Here is a 20374-nt window from a genome sequence, read left to right as displayed (position 1 = left end):
TACTATATCTATTAATTAATCTTTAAGTTTTTAGTTATTTCTTTATTAATTTGAGTGTATAGAGCTTCATTTTCCGATAATTTCATACCGAATGAAGGCACTATTTCTTTAACTTTTTCTTCCCAATTGTTAAATTCTTGTTTATAACAACGTTGAAGTACATCTAACATGATGTCAACAGCAGTTGAAGCACCTGGAGAGGCACCTAACAATGCTGCTAAAGAACCATCTTCGGAAGTAATGACTTCTGTACCAAATTGTAACGTGCCTTTTCCTTTATCTGTATCTTTAATGACTTGTACACGTTGTCCAGCAACCACAATTTCCCAGTTTTCGCTTTTTGCATTTGGCACAAATTGACGTAAATCTTCCATTCTCTCTTCATTTGATAATGTGAGTTGAGAAATTAAATATTTAGTTAAGTTCATTTCTTTAATTCCTGCCGATAGCATTGTAATAAGGTTGTTTGGTTTCACTGATTTTATTAAATCCATATTTGAACCAGTCTTTAAAAATTTAGGTGAAAAACCAGCAAATGGCCCAAACAATAATGTACGTTTGCCATCAATATAGCGTGTATCTAAATGTGGTACTGACATTGGCGGCGCACCAACAGCTGCTTTTCCATAAACTTTAGCAAGATGTTTTGATGTGATAGCCTCATCTCTACATACTAAGAACAGACCACTTACTGGGAATCCACCAATATGTTTAGATTCCTTGATACCTGTTTTTTGTAATAAAGGTAAACTAGCACCACCGGCACCAATAAACACAAAATCACTTTCCACTATTGTCACTTCATCCGTTTTCAAATCTTTCACTTTAACTTCCCAAGTGCCATCCTTACGTTGACTTAGGTTTTCTACTTCATGTTCGTAATTAAGTTCTACATGTTTATCTTCTAAATTTGAAAATAATTTTTTTGTTAACGCACTAAAATTCACATCTGTCCCCGTTTTATCATATGTAATAGCCATTGGTATATTAGATGTACGCCCTTCCATAATCAACGGTGCCCATTCAGAAATTTGCGCTTTGTCATCTGTAATTTCCATATTACTAAATAAAATATTTTTATTTAATCTTTCTACACGTCTTCTTAAAAAATCTACATTGCGTACACCCTGTACAAAACTCATATGCGGCACAGGTTTAATAAAGGCTTCAGGTTTTGATAATTGACCTTGCTTAACAAGATAATTCCAAAATTGCTTTGTAATTTGAAACTGTTCATTAATTTTAACAGCTTTAGAAATATCGATTGATCCATCTTTGTTTTCGTTTGTATAATTTAATTCGCATAATGCAGAATGCCCTGTTCCTGCATTATTCCACGCATTTGAACTTTCTTCTGCTGGTGTAGATAATCTTTCAAACATTTTAATATCTTTCTCAGGTGCAAGTTCTTTTAATAACGTTCCTAGTGTTGCGCTCATGATACCGCCGCCAATTAATATGACATCTGTTTTGCTATGTTGTTTACTCATAACAAACACAGTCCCCCTTTTATATATGTTTATAGACACGTTATCTTTATCTAGGAAAATCACAGCCATGATAAAGCGTTTTCTATAGTGAATAATTTAAATCTTAATCTACTATAATTATACTAAATGTTAAAAAAATAGCAGAATCTTTTGTCACACTTCTAATTATATACGTTATTGTCCTATGAAAAAAGGGCTTTCAGTAATTCTACTCAAATTATGTTAATACCTGTTAACTATAATAGCTATGAGACGACTTAAATTGCAATTAACATTAGACACTTAAAATCAAATTACATTGTGTCACACATAACATTCATTACTTTATCACTCTCTTAAATTTCATGCTATAATAAATTTTAATTTAATTCTTATACTTTTGGAGGTATTCCAATGAAATCTATCACTTTTTTTACGCATAATGTTTATGCTATGGGTGGTACTGTTAAATCTATTTCTCAATTAGCTAATGTTTTAGCCGAAAAAGGTCATAAGGTTGAAATCATTTCCGTTTTCAAGGGGGCTTCTAAACCTTATTTCAAACTACATAAATCTATTAAAGTTCGTGCTTTAACAGACTATCAGTTACATTTTTTAAATATTAAAGCTATATTTTTTAATAGAATCCGCAAATACACTCCGTTTTCTAGACCAAAATTAATTTCACAATATGAACCAGGTCTTTATCAGTTTTCACATTATATAGAAAAGAAAATGATTCAAGCAATACGCAATGTTTCCACTGATATGCTCATTGGTACACGTGCGAGTTTTAATATATTAATTGCTCACTATGGTCCACAAAATGTAGAGAAAATAGGTATGGAACATATGAATTTTGAAGCACATAACGATGCCCTACAACAAGAAATCTTAGATGCTTATCAATATTTAGACAAAATAACCACACTAACAGAAAGTGATAAAAGTAAATATGAATCTTTTGTTCAAACTCCTGTTTATGTCATACCCAACATTTTAAATGAGCCCCGTCTCTCAATATCAAAAGAAAAAATCATTACTGCCGCAGGACGACTAGAATACGAAAAAGGGTTCGACCTATTAATTCAAAGTATCATACCTATTCAACAAGAAGTCAGACGTTTTAAATATCAAATACACATCTATGGTGACGGAAAAGAGCATGAGCTTTTACAACAATTAGTCATAGAGCACCAACTAGCAGATATCGTAAAACTTTATGGTTCAACTCAGCAATTAAACGAAAAATTAGCTAAAAGTGATATTACAGTCGTCCCTTCTCGTAATGAAGGGTTCGGAATGGTAATTTTAGAAGCTATGAATCAAGGTAATGTCGTGGTTAGTTTTGATGGTAATGCAGGACCAGACGCTCTGATACAAAATAACGTCAATGGATACCTCGTATCGCATGGAAATGTAAAAGATCTTTCTAATAAACTACTCAGACTTATCAATCAGGAATTTAATAAACAAGCCATTATAGAAAATGGGTATCAAACCGTCCAATTATTTTCATCAGATTCAGTCTACCATTACTTTCAAATGATGATTGCATCGAAATAAAAAAAGAAGCCAAACGGCTTCTTTTTTCATTTCGATCTTTATATTTTATTACAATAAACCTAATCATCTGTAATATGCCATAATCACAGGCATCTTACTAACAGCCATAACCATGATGATGCTTTAATGAATGATAAAGTTCAACATGAAAGTCCATAAACATATAAAGATAATAAATGCAAAACTATAGCGTAACGTCATTTTTAATAACTCTGATTCTTTACCTACTTGTTGTACAGATGCAGTTGCAATCGCAATGGATTGTGGTGAAATTAATTTCGCTGCTACACCACCTACTGTATTTGCAGATACAAGCAATGCACCGCTTGTACCAATATTATTAGCTACCGCTGACTGTATCGGAGCAAATAGTGTATTATTATTTGTCACAGAACCAGTTAAAAATACGCCAATCCAACCTAAGATAGGTGACAATAGCGGGAAGATTGATCCTGCTTTAGCAATACCTTCACCTAAAGCATTACTTAAACCTGCATAAGTCATCAATTTAGAAATAATTAAAATAATACAAATTGTAATAATAGGTAACCATAATTCTTTAAAAGTTAATTTTAATAAGCGTGTTGCATCAAGCATGTTCACTTGTTTTGACATTAATATAGTTATTAAAATTACTAATAAAATCGCTGTACCAGTTTGTCCAATGATATTGAGTGGTAATGTAATTGCTTTGTCAGCAATGTCACTATACGTACCTGGTAGTTGAATATTAAATACTAATGCGCTCAACGCACCATTAGGTGAGAACAACGCTTTAAATTGTGGTGCACTCCAAATCATAACTAATGCTGTTAAAATCACAAATGGACTCCATGCATATATTAAAGTTTTAAAATTATGTTTTACAATAGACTTAGGTTCTCCACTATCTTTCAACCTAAATATATTTTTAGGCTGATGTTTTTTAGAATATAAGGCTAACGCTAACATTGATACTAACGGTGGGATAATATCAGCTAGTTCTGGTCCAATAAACACCGTAATCAAAGCTTGTAATATCGTAAAAGTTCCACCAACAATAAGGATTGCTGGTAACGTTTCTTTAATACCTTTAAAACCGTCAATAATCCATACTAATAAAAATGGGATAAACATATTCATAATCGATAAAGTTAAAGCAGACATTTGAGAAACCGCAAATCCTGTAACATCACTTGGTAAACCAAGTGTATCAATCACTGTTACAGGCAAGCCAATTGCTCCAAATGCACCAGCTGAAGCATTAGCAATTAAACATAACATTGCAGCTTCTAAAGGTTTAAAGCCTAATTGAGTTAATAACAAGGCACATATGGCAATCGGCACACCAAAACCTGCTGCACCTTCTAAAAATCCATTAAACGCAAAACCTATGAGCAATAATTGAATACGATGATCTTGCGATACACTCGCAATACTATCTTGAATCTTATCAAATTGCCCAGTTTCATTTGTAACCTTATATAACAGCACTGCCATAATCACAATATAACCAATTGGAATGATGCCTTGGAAAAATCCTTCAATTGATGCACCTGTTGCGATATTCATAGGCAATTTGAATATCGTTATTGCAAGTATCAATGTAACTACTAATGTCGTAATTGACGCATATATCCCTTTCATTTTGAAAATGGTTAAGCATAATAAAAATAAAATGATAGGGATAGCGGCTACAATACTGGATAACAATACATTGTTAAAGGGGTTAATACTTTCTACAAACATTTATACTCACTTCCTATACTTAAATTAATTAATCATCTTCCGTTTGTGAATTATTTCACATAAATTATAACATCTACTTTAAGTAAAATACAATAATTTCCAAAAAATTAATAGCCTAAAATTAAAGTTTTTTATTTTTCTAATAAACTCCAATTGAATATACATCATCTCAAACGCAATTCTTCAATCCTAATATGAATATTGAAGTTTCTTTTATCTATGACGTATTAAATGATAAAATAAGGATAATAATATTTAAATCGAGGGATTATAAATGATAAAGCAAATAGAAGTTTCAACGTGGGACCTTTTCGTAAAGGACCTTGAGAAAGCTACAGCACAAGGATATACTCACTTTGTATATATAGATCAAAATAGTGAAATTTATCAATCGATGTTAGACGCAGTTACACTAAAACCGGTCACTATCGTTGCAGATTATACAATCAATCAACAATATTTAAATGATTGCCGATATTTTGGTAAACCCGAAATCACTTTTAATGATTGGATGGATAATCTAAATCATTTTCCAAATATTATTTTCCATATAGAAACCACTCAAAAAATAATAAACAATTATACCATTAATAATATATTTGACTTAGCATTATTATCACTATTGCAAGATGATGTAGCAACAGATAGCCATGTCGTTTTCAATTTCAAACATGCTTTTACAACCAGTAGTGCTATATGGGATTATATTCAAGCATTCACGCCATTAAACACTACTAAATTCAATTTAAACAAATTAGCCTTTGAACATAAACACTCGATACCATTTAAAAATAGTGAAACACTAGCGCCTAATCATGACGACATTCGATTTACAGATAAAGTGCTTAAAAATACTAAATTCAAACTTCCACATTGGATTTATACTTTAGTTCATCGTCATTACGAAAAAAAACATTATGAAAGCAGTTATATTTATAAGAAAGATAAATCGAAAGTTAAAAATCATATCGTCTTTTTAGGTTTTGATTATGGATTTCGAGGTAATTCTCGCTATTTATTTAATCATTTTGCAAAGTACTTTTCTAAATTACCTATATTTTTTATAACGAATGATGTAAATGGCCCTAATTTTATCGATCCAAATGACGCGAAATCAAAAAATCTAATAGAAACAGCAAGTGTGGTTATTTTAGAAAACGATATCCCTGATGATATCAAACCAAATGGTACAATTATACAACTATGGCATGGCACACCTATTAAAAAACTATTTTTAGATAGTCATGAACCTAATGAGAATCTCAATATCTATAATTATCGTGCACGCAAATATAATAAATGGTTGCAACAAGATTACTTCATCAGTGATTCCGGAGCCATTATGGAACATTTCAAGTCTGCGTTTCCACAACAACACACACACTTATTAAATTGTGGGTATCCGAGAATTAGATATCTGTTAGATAAACAATCTGATCAACCATATATCTCATTTATAAAGAAAGAATTAAAACTAGATCCTCAAAAACAAACATTACTTTATGTTCCTACATGGAAAGCAGCAAATGAAGCAACCGATTTGTTACCAATGAGTGATGGCTTATTGAATAAATATAATGTTATCTTTAAAGGACATATCAACGACCAATCTAACTATATACCTGAAAATGCTATCATTGCGCCATCACATATTGAAGTTCAAGATTTATTGTTAGTATCAGATACAGTATTAACAGACTATTCTTCACTTATTTTTGATGCACTTACGATTGATAAAACTGTCTGCCAATATACGCCTGACCATGAAAAATATGTGAGTGAACGCGGTGTTTATGAAGATGTTATGCATTCTCTTTCTACAGTTAGATATAGTGATTCAAAAGCGCTCTTAAATGATTTAATCAGTCACCAAATGAAAGATATACATGCTAATCCGTTTATAAATAAAGACAACCATGCCTTTGAAACGATTTCACATATTATTCAAAAGTCGATTAATTCCAATAAATTAAACTAATCATCACATATACAACCAACAATTTGTTATTCTAATTTAAAATTCAAAGTTTAAATTATGAATATTGGCTTTGGTGCTTTTATTTAAATATAAAATGCATTTAAAGGAATCATACTCGAACGATTCGCACATAAAGAAAATTTTACCAAATTAAAAAGTGGCAAGTTAGAAGTTAATGCTTTCTACTTGCCACTTTTTTATAATACGTATAAAAATCACGTTATTTTATAATGCTTTTATTGTTGGTAAGCTGGATCAACTACTCTAACAGTTCCTTGTTGGTCAACAGTTACAATTGAATAACTACCAGCTTGTGCTTGGTTTTGGAAGCTAAAGATATAGCTATAATTCCCTTCGCTTCCTTCAATAGCATAATCATTATAAGGATTTGATTGGCCATTTAACGCATTGACTTCAGCAGTTGCATTGTCTAAAGCGTTTTGGAAATTAGGCAATGACTGTAAAGCTGTTTGTGCGTCAGTGCTACCTGAAGTAATGTTTTGTGCGACTGGCACTGCATTTTGACCTTGATAAGGTGCCACATATTGAGAAGCACCACTGTTACCTGTGTTGCCCGCATTTGAATTACCTGCACTATTAGATGCTTGATCAGCATTACTATTTGCATTACTTGCTGTACTATCATTGCTATCCGCATTGCTTGAATTGTTATCATTATTTGAATTATCGCTATTGTTATCACTGCCGTTGGAACCGTTAGTCGAACTATCATTGGCATTGTCACTGTTTCCAGAATTGCTGCTATCATCAGAGTTAGAACTAGAGTCTGAGTCAGAACTATTTTTATCAGCATCACTGTCTGATTTGTTGTCCGAATTACTATCTGAATCTTTATCGGAACTATCATTGTCCTTTTTGTCATCGCTCTTAGAATCTTTTGAGTCTTTTGATTTGTCATCAGAAGACTGTTTGTCTTTCGAACTATCGTCTTTACTACCACCATTGTCATCACTACCATTAGAACAAGCAGCAAGTGCTAATGTAAGTGTAAGAAAACCTGCTAATAACTTCTTCATATAATAAGCCTCCTTAGTTGTGTCCTTCCCATTGCCTAACTTAAAATTATGTAATGTGTTTAACAATTAGGATAAATGAGAATTATTATGTTATTCACTATTATTATTAAAATAAACACCTTTTATCAAAACTTTTTTTGAAATAAATATAATTTTTACAAAAACTTAAAAAATAGAAACTTTAATTTAATATCTAGCTTTTGCAATAGGAATACAATGCGCCAAGATAATTGAATAGATTACAGGGTAAATGACTTTTACAAAAGCTACTATATGGTTTTTTCCATAATTAAATCTGTATCTACCACGTTACCAGTATGAAATTCATGGGAACCTGTTATACGTAGGCCTTGTTTTTTATAAAAATTCAATGCTTTTTCATTATACTCCCATACACCTAACCAAATTTTTGTTTTATACAGCTCGCGTGCTTTTTTAATTGCAAAATCAAAAACATTTTTCCCTTTTCCTCCACCTTGTGATTGAGGTAAAAAGTATATTCTTTGAATTTCTAAGTAGGATTCACCCATTGCCTCAGTTTGTGCATCGTCTATATTTAATTTAAAATAACCTACAATTTCATTATTGCTGAGATAAAAATATGTGAATGAATGTTTATTATTCAATTCGTCTTGTAACGTTTCCACATTATATGCCTGTTTAAAATAGGTTTCAAAATCTTCCTGTGTATATCCACCTTCTTTGAATGTATGTTTAAATGTTGTAATACAAATTTCTCTTAACCGATGTACTTCCGATTGTTTTACCAATTCAATATTATCTGTCATACTGCATGCCCCCTTTTTACCATCTTGTCAATTAGTATACTAAAATGTTAAATATGTTACTATACGACTTAATATATTTTTTTGACAACTTAAAGTATAGTCAAATGACATAAAGTTTACGATGGTTAAAATTAAAACGCTTACTTTTAAATCAGCGCTTTTACACTTATTGTGAAATTCACAATATCATGATAAAGTAGTTCTAGTTTTTTAATTGTTCATAAATATATATACATAAGGGAGTGCCATAAGGCAATGACGAAAACATTTAAAGCTTTTGTGGTCAATGAACAAGACGGCAAAGTAACAAGCGAATTTAAAGATATGACAATAGATGATCTTCCAGAAGGTGAAGTGTTGATTAAAACGAAATACTCTGGAATTAATTATAAAGATGCATTAGCTACATTAGACAATTCAAAAATTGTTAACAGTTATCCAATGGTGCCAGGCATCGATTTAGCAGGTGTGGTAGCTCACTCTGACACACATGCTTTTGAACCAGGAGATGAAGTCATCGTTACAGGGTACGGTTTAGGAACAGACCATTTCGGAGGTTTTAGTGAATATGTTCGCGTAAAAGAAGAATGGATTGTACCTTTACCTAAAGACCTCACACTTGAAGAAGCTATGATATATGGGACAGCAGGTTACACAGCTGGTTTAGCAATTGAAAAATTAGAGCATAATGGACTATCTGTAGAAAAAGATCAAGTGCTTGTAAGAGGTGCAACAGGTGGTGTAGGAACATTAGCGATTATGATGTTAAATGGCATTGGATATGATGTGATCGCTAGTACAGGTAAGACTGAAGCTACTGAAACACTTAAAACCATAGGTGCAAAAGATGTTATTTCTAGAATTGACAAAGAAGATAATAAACCTTTAGGTAAACGCACATGGCAAGCAGTCATCGATCCAGTTGGTGGTGACAGTTTTTCACAAATCATTAAGCAACTTAATTATAATGGTAGCGTTGCGCTCATTGGCATGACAGGAGGCGCTACATTCGATAGTTCAGTCTTTCCTTTCATATTAAGAGGTGTAAACGTTATAGGTATTGACTCTGTATATACAGAAATGAGACAACGGAAACATATTTGGCGTCGTCTATCAAAAGATTTAAAACCAGATCAATTACATGATATAAAACATAATATAAACTTTAAAGATATTAAAAACAGCATAGATGAAGTGCTTCAACATAATAATTCTGGTAGAATTGTTATCGAATTCGACGCATAAGATGATTTTATAAAACTCCGCACATCAAACAAAAATTGATGTGCGGAGTTTTATTTGATATCAACTTATATAACTATACATTTTTATTTAAACTACAAAAATATTACAATTCATATAAATATATATCAATAGATAAATTTATTATACTTTAACATTTACAATCAAAATATGAAAGCGTATACTTATTATTATTGAATATTATCAGGAGGGTTAATATGGGAATCAAAGTGAATAAAAAGCTCATCTTTTTCCTTGGTGCATTGGGAGGATTACTCTATGGTTATGACATGGGGGTTATATCAGGTGCACTGTTATTTATAAAAGATGACATACCGTTAAATAGTTTTACTGAAGGACTTGTCGTTGCATCGATGTTAGTCGGCGCTATCTTCGGCTCCGGTGCGAGTGGACCTATGTCTGATAGATTAGGTCGTAGACGTGTTGTATTTATTATCGCTATTATTTATATTGTCGGTGCATTAATTTTAGCCTTAGCACCATCAATGCCAGTATTAGTAATTGGTAGACTTGTTATCGGATTAGCTGTCGGTGGCTCAACAGCAATCGTACCAGTATATTTATCTGAAATGGCACCTACCGAACAACGTGGTTCGTTAAGTTCCTTAAACCAATTAATGATTACAATTGGTATTTTATCTTCATATTTAATTAACTATGCTTTCACTCCAATCGAAGGATGGAGATGGATGCTCGGTTTAGCAGTATTACCTTCACTCATTCTATTAATCGGTGTAGCATTTATGCCTGAAAGCCCTAGATGGCTACTTGAACACAGAAGTGAAAAAGCTGCTCGTGACGTTATGAAATTAACATTTAAAGAAAGCGAAATTGATAAAGAAATTGCTGATATGAAAGAAATAAATGCTATTTCTGAAAGCACTTGGAATGTATTAAAATCACCTTGGTTAAGACCAACATTGATCATTGGTAGTGTATTTGCTTTATTACAACAAATTATAGGTATTAACGCTATTATTTATTACGCACCAACGATATTTAGTAAAGCTGGTCTTGGAAATGCAACTTCTATATTAGGCACAGTTGGTATTGGTACCGTAAACGTCCTTATTACGATTGTAGCAATTATGATTATTGATAAAATAGATCGTAAGCGATTATTAGTCATCGGTAATATTGGTATGGTAGCTTCACTATTAATCATGGCAATATTAGTTTGGACAATTGGTATCCAATCTTCTGCATGGATTATGGTTGCTTGTCTAACGCTTTTCATCATCTTCTTTGGTTTTACTTGGGGACCAGTACTTTGGGTTATGTTACCAGAATTATTCCCAATGCGCGCACGTGGTGCTGCAACAGGAATCGCTGCTTTAGTACTATCTATTGGTAGTTTACTAGTTGCGCAATTATTCCCTATTTTGACTGATGTTTTATCAGTAGAACAAGTTTTCTTAATCTTTGCAGCTATCGGTGTCTGTGCTTTAATCTTTGTTATTAAATACTTACCAGAAACACGCGGACGTAGTTTAGAAGAAATAGAAGCTGATTTAAGATCTAGAACAAATGCAACTGATGTCAATGTTAAAGAATCCAAATAAACATTACATTGCTAAAACAAAATTAATGTGAGTTTTTAGGGTATAAAACCTATGCTCAAAATAAGAGAGCTAATCCGTTCTGGATTAGCTCTCTTTGCATCTTGCAAATTAATCCGTATAGCTTCCTAGAAGATGGTTTGGTATCATTCTCCCTGAATATGAACGCGTTGTATTATCGTTAAAAAATGATATCAATTAGCACAAAATAATACACGTCCATTACTCTATCTTTATGAAAGAGTAATGGACGTGTGTTTCGTAGATAACTATCTCAAAACTACTGCTTCGCATTTAAACATTCTTCAACATATTTAAACTTAGTATTTGATATACATCCCACAAGAATGAGGTTCCGTAGTCGTAAATCCGAATTGTTCATACAATTGATCTGCAGGATAATCTGCCATTAGACTCACATAAGTACCATCTTCTGCAACAGATGATATATATTTCATAATATTAGTCATAACCTGTTTACCATAACCCTGTCCTTGATAACGTGGTTCTACTGCTATGTCAATAATTTGAAAAGCAGTACCGCCATCTCCAATTACTCTGCCCATCGCTATTAATAAGTCATCATCATATATTGTAATGTCAAAGCATGCATTTGATATCCCTTTTTCTGCCGCCTTTTGTGATTTTTCACTTAACCCAGCTTTTTTTCTCATATTTCTATAATTTTGTACTGTTGGCGCTTCGTACTTTATTTTAACCATGTATTTTCATCCCCCAGACTGCTAAACCATGATTTATAAATATTTTTTCATCACTACTTTATTAGATTCTTTGAATGCATCATTATGACTCGATACATAACCTTCAGGAGCCGCTTCTGGTTCAACATAAAGCTTTGCTAGATTAGCTGCGTTTGCTGCGTCGCTAAAAGCACTCGCGATTAAGTGTGCTTTTGCTTCATGATAAATAATATCACCACAAGCGTATAAACCTTCAATACTCGTTGCAGTGTTACCAAATCCTTTAATATTATATTCACTATGCATATCAACTTGAGTTGTAGATTGTTCTAATAATGTATTTTCTCTATCGAATCCATGACTGACGATGACTTCGTCAAAAGCACGTACCTCTTGTTCCCCTGTTTCAATATTTTCCAATATCACTTGTTCTATACGCGACTGGGTAACGTCTCCTATTAATTGATAGATATGTGTGTTGGATAACTTTTCTACTGACAATCCATCTAAAATATTTTTCATCGCTTCATAACCCTTGATATCCGCTTTTCGATAAATTAATGTCACACTTTTAGCATAGCCACTTAAATCATTTGCCCAATCTAGAGCAGAATTACCTGCACCTGAAATCAATACGTTTTTGTTTTTAAAATGTTTTAAAGATTGCACAACATAATGTAAATTTGTTAATTGATATCTTTCTGCTCCCTTGATATCAAGTTGTTTTGGATTAATGATGCCACCACCAATGGCGATAATAACAGATTTGGATTTATATATATTTCCTTTATTGGTCTCTACTTCAAAATGACGTTCAGCCAATTTCCTAATATCTATCACACGTTCCTCTAAATTTACTTTAGGATTAAAATGTAGTCCTTGATTAACAGTATCTTGTATAATTTCATAGCAAGGTTTGGGTGCCAATCCCCCGATATCCCAAATAATCTTTTCAGGATACACGTGCATTTTACCTCCTAGCTTATCTTGAATATCAATAATTCTTACATTCATCCCTCTTAATCCAGAATAAAAGCTCGCGAACAAACCGGCTGGTCCACCACCGATAATGATTACATCATCCATAATAATCCTCCTACATGTACTACTTATTAATACCTATTATCCTATTATTGATAATGCTTATCAATTAAAAAGGGTGACTTTTTAATAATTAATTACTTTATATGTATAATGGCTTTAAAATAAAATAAAAAGACGATCAAATTCGTATCGATCGTCTGCTATATCTATGATTGCTATATTTGTTTTAAAAATCTATTTAGAGAAATTATTTTTCTGATTTTTTGACAATGGCGTTTTTAAGCAAGAAGAATAATAAAATAAAACCAGCTGTAATCACTGTATGCCCCATTCCTGCATAGCCAGCAAATGATTCTGGAACTTTAAGTCCCATCACTTGGTAAGTGCCTTTCGTAAACATCATACCAATCGTTACCAATACACCTATATTATACACAATAAAGAACCAATTAAATAAATAATAACTACTCAAATTAAATACTTTTGTTACTGGTAATAAAATGAGATGCATAAACATTCCTAATATTAACGTATGCGTATGTACTACTACTAATTGTGTATCACCTGTAAAGTCATAAGCAAGTGTTAATTCACGATAATAAAAACCACTAAGCAATCCTAAGATTGTATAAATTAAAAAAGCGTATAATATTCTGCGCATTCAAAATCCTCCTTAAAAATTATTATAAAATAAATTTAATTAAAATACAGTGACAATTCACCAAACTTCACAAAAAAGCCAGTAATCAAAATCTGATTACTAGCTTAATCACTTATGCTTTATCTTTCTTTACGAGACTTTTTAAAAATTGCTATGAGCGCTAAAATAATAGCTATGATAGATACAATCCATAAAGCGATAGAATCATTGCCCGATTGATTATTTTCAGAATCAACATCAGCTTTTTTGGATACTTTAGTCATAGGTGATGGTTTTTCTGCGTCTTCATCACCATTCCATTTTACAGTTTCTCCATCGTCATAAGTTTGATAAGCATCCCATTTAAATTCGCCTTCTTTATCAGGATTTGCTACTTGAATAGGTAAATCGACAAATTCATTGGGTCCAATACCTTTATCTTTAGCTGTCCAAGTGATTTTGGTAATATTACCATCGTCATCTTTAGTTAATTTATGATCAAATGTTTCCTGTGGTGCAACACCTACAACATTTACACCTTTGGGTACTTTCAACTCTATTTTTGTCGTGTTCGCTTCTTTTTCTACTGGAACTCTAACATCATATTTTTCATAAGAACCTGGTTCACTTGTGTCAGGATTCATAGTCACATGTGCATGAGCACTTTTGGAAAATACTAAAACAGTAAAACAAACTGCGATAGCTAAAATAAATTGTCTTTTCATCTTTTAAACTCCTATCCTGGAATATTTAATTGACTCATAATTACACCTGCTAATATGAGTAAAATACCTATGCTTAGTTCTATGATTAATGCAAATCTATTTGTCTGACGATGCTTACCAAGCGCTTTAGTTGTTTGATAAAATCCTAACGTCATCATCACAAATGTTAGCAGAATCTTAATAAGTAATAAAACGCTCCACGTTTGAATATTTTTCCACAATGTTAAGACATTCGTTTGGTCAATTGACATAAGGACACCTGATATGACAATTAACATGACAGCGCTAATATTTACTTTTAATAAAAAAGGTCTCATTTGATTTACTGCAAATTGTTTTTTACCCAATACCATCACCACTAAGTATATCAAAGCGCCTAACCAAAATGAGATTCCAGTAATATGGATCACTCTGATAAAAATCGACCATATTGGTACAGATTGAGACCAAGCATGTCCAGACATACTAAGCGCAATTAATATTAGACTTGGAATGAATATATACCAACTTGTAGCCATATTTTTCAAAGTGAAAAGCAATAATAATATGATAACTGCAATCATTGTTAATATGAATGGTGTTTGCAATAAAGTTGCTTTTTGTAGACTTAACACATCTGACACAACATCAGAAGATAAAGTCATCATATAAATTAAAACTGTGATAACGGAAATCATGACCAACGTCAAAATGGTTGGCATCGTGTATGTTTTAAAATTTAAATGAGGTAAACTTTGTCTTTTAGCTAAGCGGTTGACAAAATAAAGGCCGGTAAGTGTAATCAATAATCCTTCTATTATAAAGCGCGTAACCCCAAACCAAAAATCTGCCTTTTCATAAAACGGTGGTGCTGTATCAATTCCATTTGCTGTCTGTTTTCCAACTGAAAATTCAAAACTATCATTGATCTCATGGCCATCTGCAGACATTGTATGCCATTTTATACTGTGCGTACCTTTATTTAAATTTTCAATAGGAAATGTCAATGTTTGAGAGGAACCTGTTGTACTTGGTTTTACTTCAGTCAATTCAGAACCATTGTCATCATAAATCTTTATGCTTGAATACTTTGAATGGACTGGTTCATTAAATTGTAATGTTATTTCTTTTGGCGCGTTTTCAACCACACTATTTTGTGCTGGAGTAACTTTTTCTAAAGTTGCATGTGCTGAAACTTGCTGAGAAAAAGTAACTATCCCAATGATCAACGAAATTATAAATATAACATAAGAAAACTTATGAATTTTAAATGTTAATTGCACTTTCATCCCCCTTTTTCAAAAAGTTTATATTATCAATGATATTAAATGAAATATATATTCACAATATAAATTTCATTTTGTCATTTTTTGGACAAATAATTATAAATTAAATATTATTGTTCCAATTAATTAGAAATAAAAGATTAGTTTTGTTACCATTAAAAATATTTATAATGTGTTGTTATAAAAATAAGTATTAAACTAATGCTAAATTTGTTTTTATTAGAAATGCTAAGTTACAAATTATGTATAAATTTAATTTAAATAGCAAAAGACTAATCCGTCGTCTCTCACACGGACTAGTCCTTTGCTTTAATTAAGCGCTTTAGGCCTCAACTTCTTATTCTTCAAGAATGATATGGTTTACATAAATATAACGCATTAAAATTCATCTTGTTCAACTTTCACAATTTTATCTACTTTACGTTGAGAACCGCCTTCCCAACTTACATTTAAGTATGCTTCAACATTTTTTTTAGCAACTTCTATACCAATAATTTGTGCTCCCATAGTTAGTATTTGAGCATTGTTACTTAACTGTGCACGCTCTGCAGAATAGTAATCATGCGCCAAAGCGGCGCGTATGCCTTTTAATTTGTTGGCTGTTATCGCAACGCCGATGCCAGTTCCACAAATAAGAATACCACGTTCATTATCTCCTTGTTGGATGCTTTTACCAACTTTAGCAGCAACATCTGGATAATCCGTCTCTGCACAATGATGACAACCAAAATCTTCTACTTCATGGCCGAGTGTTTCTATATGCGTTTTCACTGCCTCTTTTAAGTCGTAACCATTGTGGTCTGCACCGATTGCTATTTTCATTCTAACTCCTCCTTATATACTTATCACTTCACTTATACATATGATTTAAATGTATTTAACATCAGATACGCTGACATCGCGCCAGGATCTACATGACCTTGCGAACGATAGCCTAATCGCTTAGAACGGCCTTTATTTGAAACAATATCCTTTGTACTTTCCATACCTTTTTTAGCCTCTAAAAGTGCAATCTCAAATGCTTCTTTGAAATTAATAGATTGAGATTTAGATGTTTCTAATGAAAGATAGAATGGTTCAAGTGTATCAATCATCGTTTTATCACCTATTTCAGCTTTACCTCTTGCCTTAATTCCTTTACTGAATGCAATCCAAAATTGATATAAATCTGTATCATCTAATTCAGTTTTATTTTTCACTGCAACTGCTGACTTTAAAAAACCTGAAGCATATAAAGGACCTACAGATGACCCGACTGCATCCAAAAAGCTTTTACCAACAGCAACACTGATTTTTGCAATATCATCTTGTACTTGTAACTCGTTATGAATCGTACCTTTTACAGCTTGATAACCAATATTCATCGTCACACCATGATCACCATCACCTATTTTTCTATCTAATTCACATAGGTTATCTTTTTGTTCTTCAAACAACTCAGCTAATGCTAGGATGAATGATTTATATGTTTCACTTGTTAATGTCATTACAATTTCCTCCTAGACTTCTTTAAAATTTGGACAATCGACAGGATGATCTATACATGACTTTAACGTCTCATCCACCTTCATCAATGTTACTGAGAAGCCACCCATTTCCATTGATGTAATAAAATTACCAATATATGATTTGTACGTCTTTATATTTTTTTCATTTAATATTGCATCAACTTCTTTATTGATAATATATAATTCCATTTGTGAGGTTGCACCCAACCCATTTACTAACACAACCACTTCATCATCTGATTGATAAAGACCTTCTTTCAAAATGTTTTTCATAATAACTTGGACGGTTTCTTTTGCTGTGCGAATCGTTGTTTTTTCAATACCTGGTTCACCATGATGTCCTAATCCAATTTCCATCTCGTTATCTTCAAGATCAAAACTTGGTTTTCCTGTTTGCGGTAAATAACAAGGACTTAACCCAATGCCCATCGAACGTGTATAATCATTTGCCAGTTGTGCAATACGACGTACTTCCTTCAAATCATAGCCAAAATCAGCAGCAGCACCTGCAGCTTTATAAACCAGTAATTCACCTGCTATGCCACGTCTCTCTTCAATTTCCTTCGCTGAAGCAACATCATCATTTCCTATTACTACTGCTGTTTCAATATCATCTTCGACTTCTGTCATTTCACTGGCCATTTCAAAATTCATTAAATCTCCTGCATAATTTCCATAAATATATAACACACCATTGCCGTCATGAATTTCTCTAGTTACAGCTTGTATAGGAATTGGTGAAGGTGAAGCGAAAATATTACCTACTGCCACACCATCAGCCATACCTTGACCAACATATCCGATAAAAGCTGGCTCATGTCCTGATCCTCCACCAATTAAAACACTCACTTTACGATTAGGGTGTCGTTTTTTTCCAATTAATGCTCTTTGATGCAAGTTTGAACGTCTAATATATTCAGGATAAGCAATTAAATATCCGGCCATTAATTCTTCTATAACGTCATCAGGATGATTAATCATTTTTTTCATTTAAAGTCTCTCCTTTTAACTATCTATGTTATCTATCACTTTGCTGTTTTAAGGTACAAGCACAATTTTCAATGACTTATCTCCTTTTTTCATCAATTCAAAGCCTTCTTCAAAATCTTGCAGTGGCAATTGATGTGTTACTACGCCTTCAGTTGGATAATCACCATTTTGTATACCATTTATCACAAGCGGATAACAGTAAGGTCCTAAATGACTACCCATTAAATCTAGTTCTTTACGATCAGAAATGATGCTCCAATCAACAGTTACTGGATCCCCAAATACAGAAAATTCGACAAATCTTCCTAGTTTTCTAATTGCACTCAAACCCTGTTCAACAGATTTAGGATGTCCTGTCGCTTCAATGTAAGTATCACAACCATAGCCCTCAGTCATATCCTTAATTTCTTTTACTATGTCAACTTTTGCTGGATTCATTACAATGTCTGCACCAAACTGTTTCGCTAATTCTAAACGATCATCTTTCATATCTAGTACAACCAAAGTTTCAGCGCCAGATTTTTTAGCAGCTCCTATCATGCCAAGCCCCAGTGTTCCAGCACCAGATAATACAACGAAATCTCCTAATTTGATGTTTGCACGTTGCACTGCATGTAAACTACAAGCATATGGTTCAATTAGAATTGCTTTTTCTATAGGTAGATCTTCAGGAACTTTATAATTTATTGCTTCTTTAGTGAATTTCATGTATTCAGCCATACCGCCATTGACATTATTTTGGAAACCGTATAAATCGTGTTTTTCACACATCCAATACTCTCCACGTTTACAAAATCTACATTCCCAACAAGGTACAATTTGTTCAGAAATGACACGATCACCTATTTCAAAATCAGTCACATCTTCGCCTTTCTCAACAATACGTGCAATAAATTCGTGGCCCGGTATCATCGGTGCTTTAATATAAGAAGGTTGCGTTTCATCACCCCAAAAACTTGGTGCTCCGCCATACGCTTTAATATCTCCTGCACAAATACCACATGCTTCAACTTTCACTATAATTTCTTTTGAATTCTCAATTGTTGGCGTCTCTACTGTTTCATATTTATAATCCCCTGGCGCATATGCTACAACTGCATTCATTTTGTCTGGATAATTTTTATTCGTCATTTTCAACAACCCCTTCTTTTAATAGAAAACGCTTTCATTTATACCTATAATTCTAATATATATTTTCATTTCTTTCAAATATTTTTTCGTTTATTTTCGTTTTTCTTTTGTTTTGTTATTTTTATAAAAAATTGTGTTAAACTAAATTATGAACATAAGGAGGTTGCGAATCATATGAAAATGTATGCAGATGAACGACGAGAGCACATATATACTTATATAAAGTCACATAAAAGAGCTACTGTAAAACAACTTTCAGATTACTTAAGCGTGACAGAAGCAACAGTTCGGAGCGATTTAAGGCTTTTAGAAAGTGAAAATAAGATTACACGTACACATGGCGGAGCAAAAGTTAATGATACGATGACTTCTAAGTTAAACTTTTCTTACCGCTTAACACAAAAGCATCGTGAAAAACATAAAATAAGTGAGCATGCGTTAAATAAAATCGAACCACAACAATGCATACTCATCGACGCAAGTTCAACTACATATGAGCTTGCAAAATTAATATCTGAGACAACAATGGAACTTACGATTATTACAAATGGATTGGAAAATGCAGTACTCTTAAAAGAAAATCCTAACTTAACAGTGCTCGTAGTTGGAGGGTTTGTATCACAAGATTCAAATGCAATTACTGGAAACATTGATTCACAAATTTTAGAAATGTATCATATTGATTATTTCTTTTTATCTGCAAACGGTTTTACCTTAGAAAATGGTTTGACTGATTTTTCATTACCTGAAGTTCAACTCAAAAAGCAGATGATTCAAGAAAGTGAAAAAGTAATTGCTCTGATAGACCACAGTAAATTTGATATTTCATCTACTTTATCATTTGCTAAAATCACTGATATTACTGAAGTTATTACTGATGAATCCCCCCAAAAAAAATGGCTACAAAACATGCCATTTAAGTTAACTGTTGTTTAATTTCAAAATTAACAATTTAAAAAGCTGTATCAATTAGAATAATTTA

18 protein-coding genes are annotated in these 20374 nt (G+C 32.5%); 5 read left to right on the top strand and 13 right to left on the bottom strand.

What is annotated here, in order from left to right; all coding sequences use genetic code 11:
* Positions 1-11 precede the first annotated feature (11 nt).
* On the bottom strand, positions 12-1490 hold the full coding sequence (gene mqo, locus KA830_RS01760) for a malate dehydrogenase (quinone) (protein WP_046208536.1): 1479 nt from the start codon (positions 1488-1490) through the stop codon (positions 12-14).
* Between the two features lie 393 nt (positions 1491-1883).
* Between mqo and KA830_RS01755 the strand changes: the two genes are divergently transcribed.
* Positions 1884-3035: a glycosyltransferase family 4 protein gene (locus tag KA830_RS01755; RefSeq protein ID WP_204180288.1), complete on the top strand. Its 1152-nt coding sequence runs from the start codon at positions 1884-1886 to the stop codon at positions 3033-3035.
* Between the two features lie 123 nt (positions 3036-3158).
* On the opposite strand, the gene KA830_RS01750 is transcribed toward KA830_RS01755, so the two are convergent.
* On the bottom strand, positions 3159-4763 hold the full coding sequence (locus tag KA830_RS01750) for an L-lactate permease (RefSeq protein ID WP_019468859.1): 1605 nt from the start codon (positions 4761-4763) through the stop codon (positions 3159-3161).
* Positions 4764-5037: 274 nt separating this feature from the next.
* Here KA830_RS01750 and KA830_RS01745 point away from each other — a divergent pair, with 274 nt between their 5' ends.
* The gene (locus KA830_RS01745) at positions 5038-6741 is read left to right on the top strand and encodes a CDP-glycerol glycerophosphotransferase family protein (RefSeq protein WP_070037506.1); all 1704 of its coding nucleotides are present in this window, start codon (positions 5038-5040) and stop codon (positions 6739-6741) included.
* Positions 6742-6977: 236 nt separating this feature from the next.
* Here the strand turns inward: KA830_RS01745 and KA830_RS01740 are convergent, their stop codons facing one another.
* Both KA830_RS01740 and KA830_RS01735 read right to left on the bottom strand, forming a co-directional pair.
* Positions 6978-7778 (bottom strand): hypothetical protein, encoded by an 801-nt coding sequence (locus KA830_RS01740; protein WP_210134061.1) that lies wholly within the window; start codon positions 7776-7778, stop codon positions 6978-6980.
* 269 nt (positions 7779-8047) lie between these two features.
* Positions 8048-8566 carry a GNAT family N-acetyltransferase gene (locus KA830_RS01735; protein WP_046208540.1) on the bottom strand — a complete coding sequence of 173 codons (519 nt, stop codon included), beginning with the start codon at positions 8564-8566 and terminating at the stop codon, positions 8048-8050.
* 255 nt (positions 8567-8821) lie between these two features.
* On the opposite strand from KA830_RS01735, the gene KA830_RS01730 reads away from it, so the two are divergent.
* Complete coding sequence (locus KA830_RS01730) at positions 8822-9811, top strand: acrylyl-CoA reductase family protein (protein WP_046208541.1); 990 nt, start codon at positions 8822-8824, stop codon at positions 9809-9811.
* A 215-nt stretch (positions 9812-10026) separates the two neighbouring features.
* Positions 10027-11391 carry a glucose transporter GlcP gene (glcP, locus tag KA830_RS01725; protein WP_019468854.1) on the top strand — a complete coding sequence of 455 codons (1365 nt, stop codon included), beginning with the start codon at positions 10027-10029 and terminating at the stop codon, positions 11389-11391.
* A 317-nt stretch (positions 11392-11708) separates the two neighbouring features.
* On the opposite strand, the gene KA830_RS01720 is transcribed toward glcP, so the two are convergent.
* From KA830_RS01720 to KA830_RS01680, 9 genes are all read right to left on the bottom strand, one after another.
* The gene (locus KA830_RS01720) at positions 11709-12110 is read right to left on the bottom strand and encodes a GNAT family N-acetyltransferase (RefSeq protein ID WP_204180290.1); all 402 of its coding nucleotides are present in this window, start codon (positions 12108-12110) and stop codon (positions 11709-11711) included.
* Positions 12111-12143: 33 nt separating this feature from the next.
* Positions 12144-13175 (bottom strand): NAD(P)/FAD-dependent oxidoreductase, encoded by a 1032-nt coding sequence (locus tag KA830_RS01715; protein ID WP_204180291.1) that lies wholly within the window; start codon positions 13173-13175, stop codon positions 12144-12146.
* Positions 13176-13380: 205 nt separating this feature from the next.
* On the bottom strand, positions 13381-13794 hold the full coding sequence (locus tag KA830_RS01710) for a DUF2871 domain-containing protein (RefSeq protein WP_019468851.1): 414 nt from the start codon (positions 13792-13794) through the stop codon (positions 13381-13383).
* Between the two features lie 119 nt (positions 13795-13913).
* Complete coding sequence (locus KA830_RS01705) at positions 13914-14498, bottom strand: YcnI family copper-binding membrane protein (protein WP_019468850.1); 585 nt, start codon at positions 14496-14498, stop codon at positions 13914-13916.
* A gap of 11 nt (positions 14499-14509) precedes the next feature.
* Positions 14510-15766 (bottom strand): copper resistance CopC/CopD family protein, encoded by a 1257-nt coding sequence (locus KA830_RS01700; protein WP_204180292.1) that lies wholly within the window; start codon positions 15764-15766, stop codon positions 14510-14512.
* 375 nt (positions 15767-16141) lie between these two features.
* Positions 16142-16585, bottom strand: coding sequence for a ribose 5-phosphate isomerase B (rpiB, locus tag KA830_RS01695; RefSeq protein ID WP_204180293.1), 444 nt, complete (start codon positions 16583-16585; stop codon positions 16142-16144).
* Positions 16586-16617: 32 nt separating this feature from the next.
* The gene (dhaL, locus tag KA830_RS01690; RefSeq protein WP_204180294.1) at positions 16618-17250 is read right to left on the bottom strand and encodes a dihydroxyacetone kinase subunit DhaL; all 633 of its coding nucleotides are present in this window, start codon (positions 17248-17250) and stop codon (positions 16618-16620) included.
* A 12-nt stretch (positions 17251-17262) separates the two neighbouring features.
* Complete coding sequence (locus KA830_RS01685; RefSeq protein ID WP_204180295.1) at positions 17263-18261, bottom strand: dihydroxyacetone kinase subunit DhaK; 999 nt, start codon at positions 18259-18261, stop codon at positions 17263-17265.
* A gap of 48 nt (positions 18262-18309) precedes the next feature.
* A complete protein-coding gene (locus KA830_RS01680; protein WP_064209326.1) occupies positions 18310-19392 on the bottom strand; it encodes an MDR/zinc-dependent alcohol dehydrogenase-like family protein in 1083 nt (360 codons plus the stop codon).
* A 174-nt stretch (positions 19393-19566) separates the two neighbouring features.
* Between KA830_RS01680 and KA830_RS01675 the strand changes: the two genes are divergently transcribed.
* A complete protein-coding gene (locus tag KA830_RS01675) occupies positions 19567-20328 on the top strand; it encodes a DeoR/GlpR family DNA-binding transcription regulator (RefSeq protein WP_204180296.1) in 762 nt (253 codons plus the stop codon).
* Positions 20329-20374: the final 46 nt, after the last annotated feature.

This window comes from Staphylococcus sp. GDY8P119P (assembly GCF_017892075.1).
GTDB classification, from domain to species: domain Bacteria; phylum Bacillota; class Bacilli; order Staphylococcales; family Staphylococcaceae; genus Staphylococcus; species Staphylococcus ureilyticus.
Note: the sequence above shows the minus strand (reverse complement) of the source record. Positions and strands in the feature narration are given on the sequence as shown.

What these genes read in the sequence shown, in the direction of transcription:
- KA830_RS01710 (WP_019468851.1), bottom strand. Translation starts at nt 13,794, where the DNA reads ATGCGCAGAATATTATACGCTTTTTTAATTTATACAATCTTAGGATTG.
- KA830_RS01680 (WP_064209326.1), bottom strand. Translation starts at nt 19,392, where the DNA reads ATGACGAATAAAAATTATCCAGACAAAATGAATGCAGTTGTAGCATAT.
- rpiB (WP_204180293.1), bottom strand. Translation starts at nt 16,585, where the DNA reads ATGAAAATAGCAATCGGTGCAGACCACAATGGTTACGACTTAAAAGAG.
- KA830_RS01745 (WP_070037506.1), top strand. Translation starts at nt 5,038, where the DNA reads ATGATAAAGCAAATAGAAGTTTCAACGTGGGACCTTTTCGTAAAGGAC.
- KA830_RS01720 (WP_204180290.1), bottom strand. Translation starts at nt 12,110, where the DNA reads ATGGTTAAAATAAAGTACGAAGCGCCAACAGTACAAAATTATAGAAAT.
- KA830_RS01715 (WP_204180291.1), bottom strand. Translation starts at nt 13,175, where the DNA reads ATGGATGATGTAATCATTATCGGTGGTGGACCAGCCGGTTTGTTCGCG.
- mqo (WP_046208536.1), bottom strand. Translation starts at nt 1,490, where the DNA reads ATGAGTAAACAACATAGCAAAACAGATGTCATATTAATTGGCGGCGGT.
- KA830_RS01735 (WP_046208540.1), bottom strand. Translation starts at nt 8,566, where the DNA reads ATGACAGATAATATTGAATTGGTAAAACAATCGGAAGTACATCGGTTA.
- KA830_RS01685 (WP_204180295.1), bottom strand. Translation starts at nt 18,261, where the DNA reads ATGAAAAAAATGATTAATCATCCTGATGACGTTATAGAAGAATTAATG.
- KA830_RS01730 (WP_046208541.1), top strand. Translation starts at nt 8,822, where the DNA reads ATGACGAAAACATTTAAAGCTTTTGTGGTCAATGAACAAGACGGCAAA.
- KA830_RS01705 (WP_019468850.1), bottom strand. Translation starts at nt 14,498, where the DNA reads ATGAAAAGACAATTTATTTTAGCTATCGCAGTTTGTTTTACTGTTTTA.
- KA830_RS01740 (WP_210134061.1), bottom strand. Translation starts at nt 7,778, where the DNA reads ATGAAGAAGTTATTAGCAGGTTTTCTTACACTTACATTAGCACTTGCT.
- KA830_RS01750 (WP_019468859.1), bottom strand. Translation starts at nt 4,763, where the DNA reads ATGTTTGTAGAAAGTATTAACCCCTTTAACAATGTATTGTTATCCAGT.
- KA830_RS01675 (WP_204180296.1), top strand. Translation starts at nt 19,567, where the DNA reads ATGAAAATGTATGCAGATGAACGACGAGAGCACATATATACTTATATA.
- KA830_RS01700 (WP_204180292.1), bottom strand. Translation starts at nt 15,766, where the DNA reads ATGAAAGTGCAATTAACATTTAAAATTCATAAGTTTTCTTATGTTATA.
- dhaL (WP_204180294.1), bottom strand. Translation starts at nt 17,250, where the DNA reads ATGACATTAACAAGTGAAACATATAAATCATTCATCCTAGCATTAGCT.
- glcP (WP_019468854.1), top strand. Translation starts at nt 10,027, where the DNA reads ATGGGAATCAAAGTGAATAAAAAGCTCATCTTTTTCCTTGGTGCATTG.
- KA830_RS01755 (WP_204180288.1), top strand. Translation starts at nt 1,884, where the DNA reads ATGAAATCTATCACTTTTTTTACGCATAATGTTTATGCTATGGGTGGT.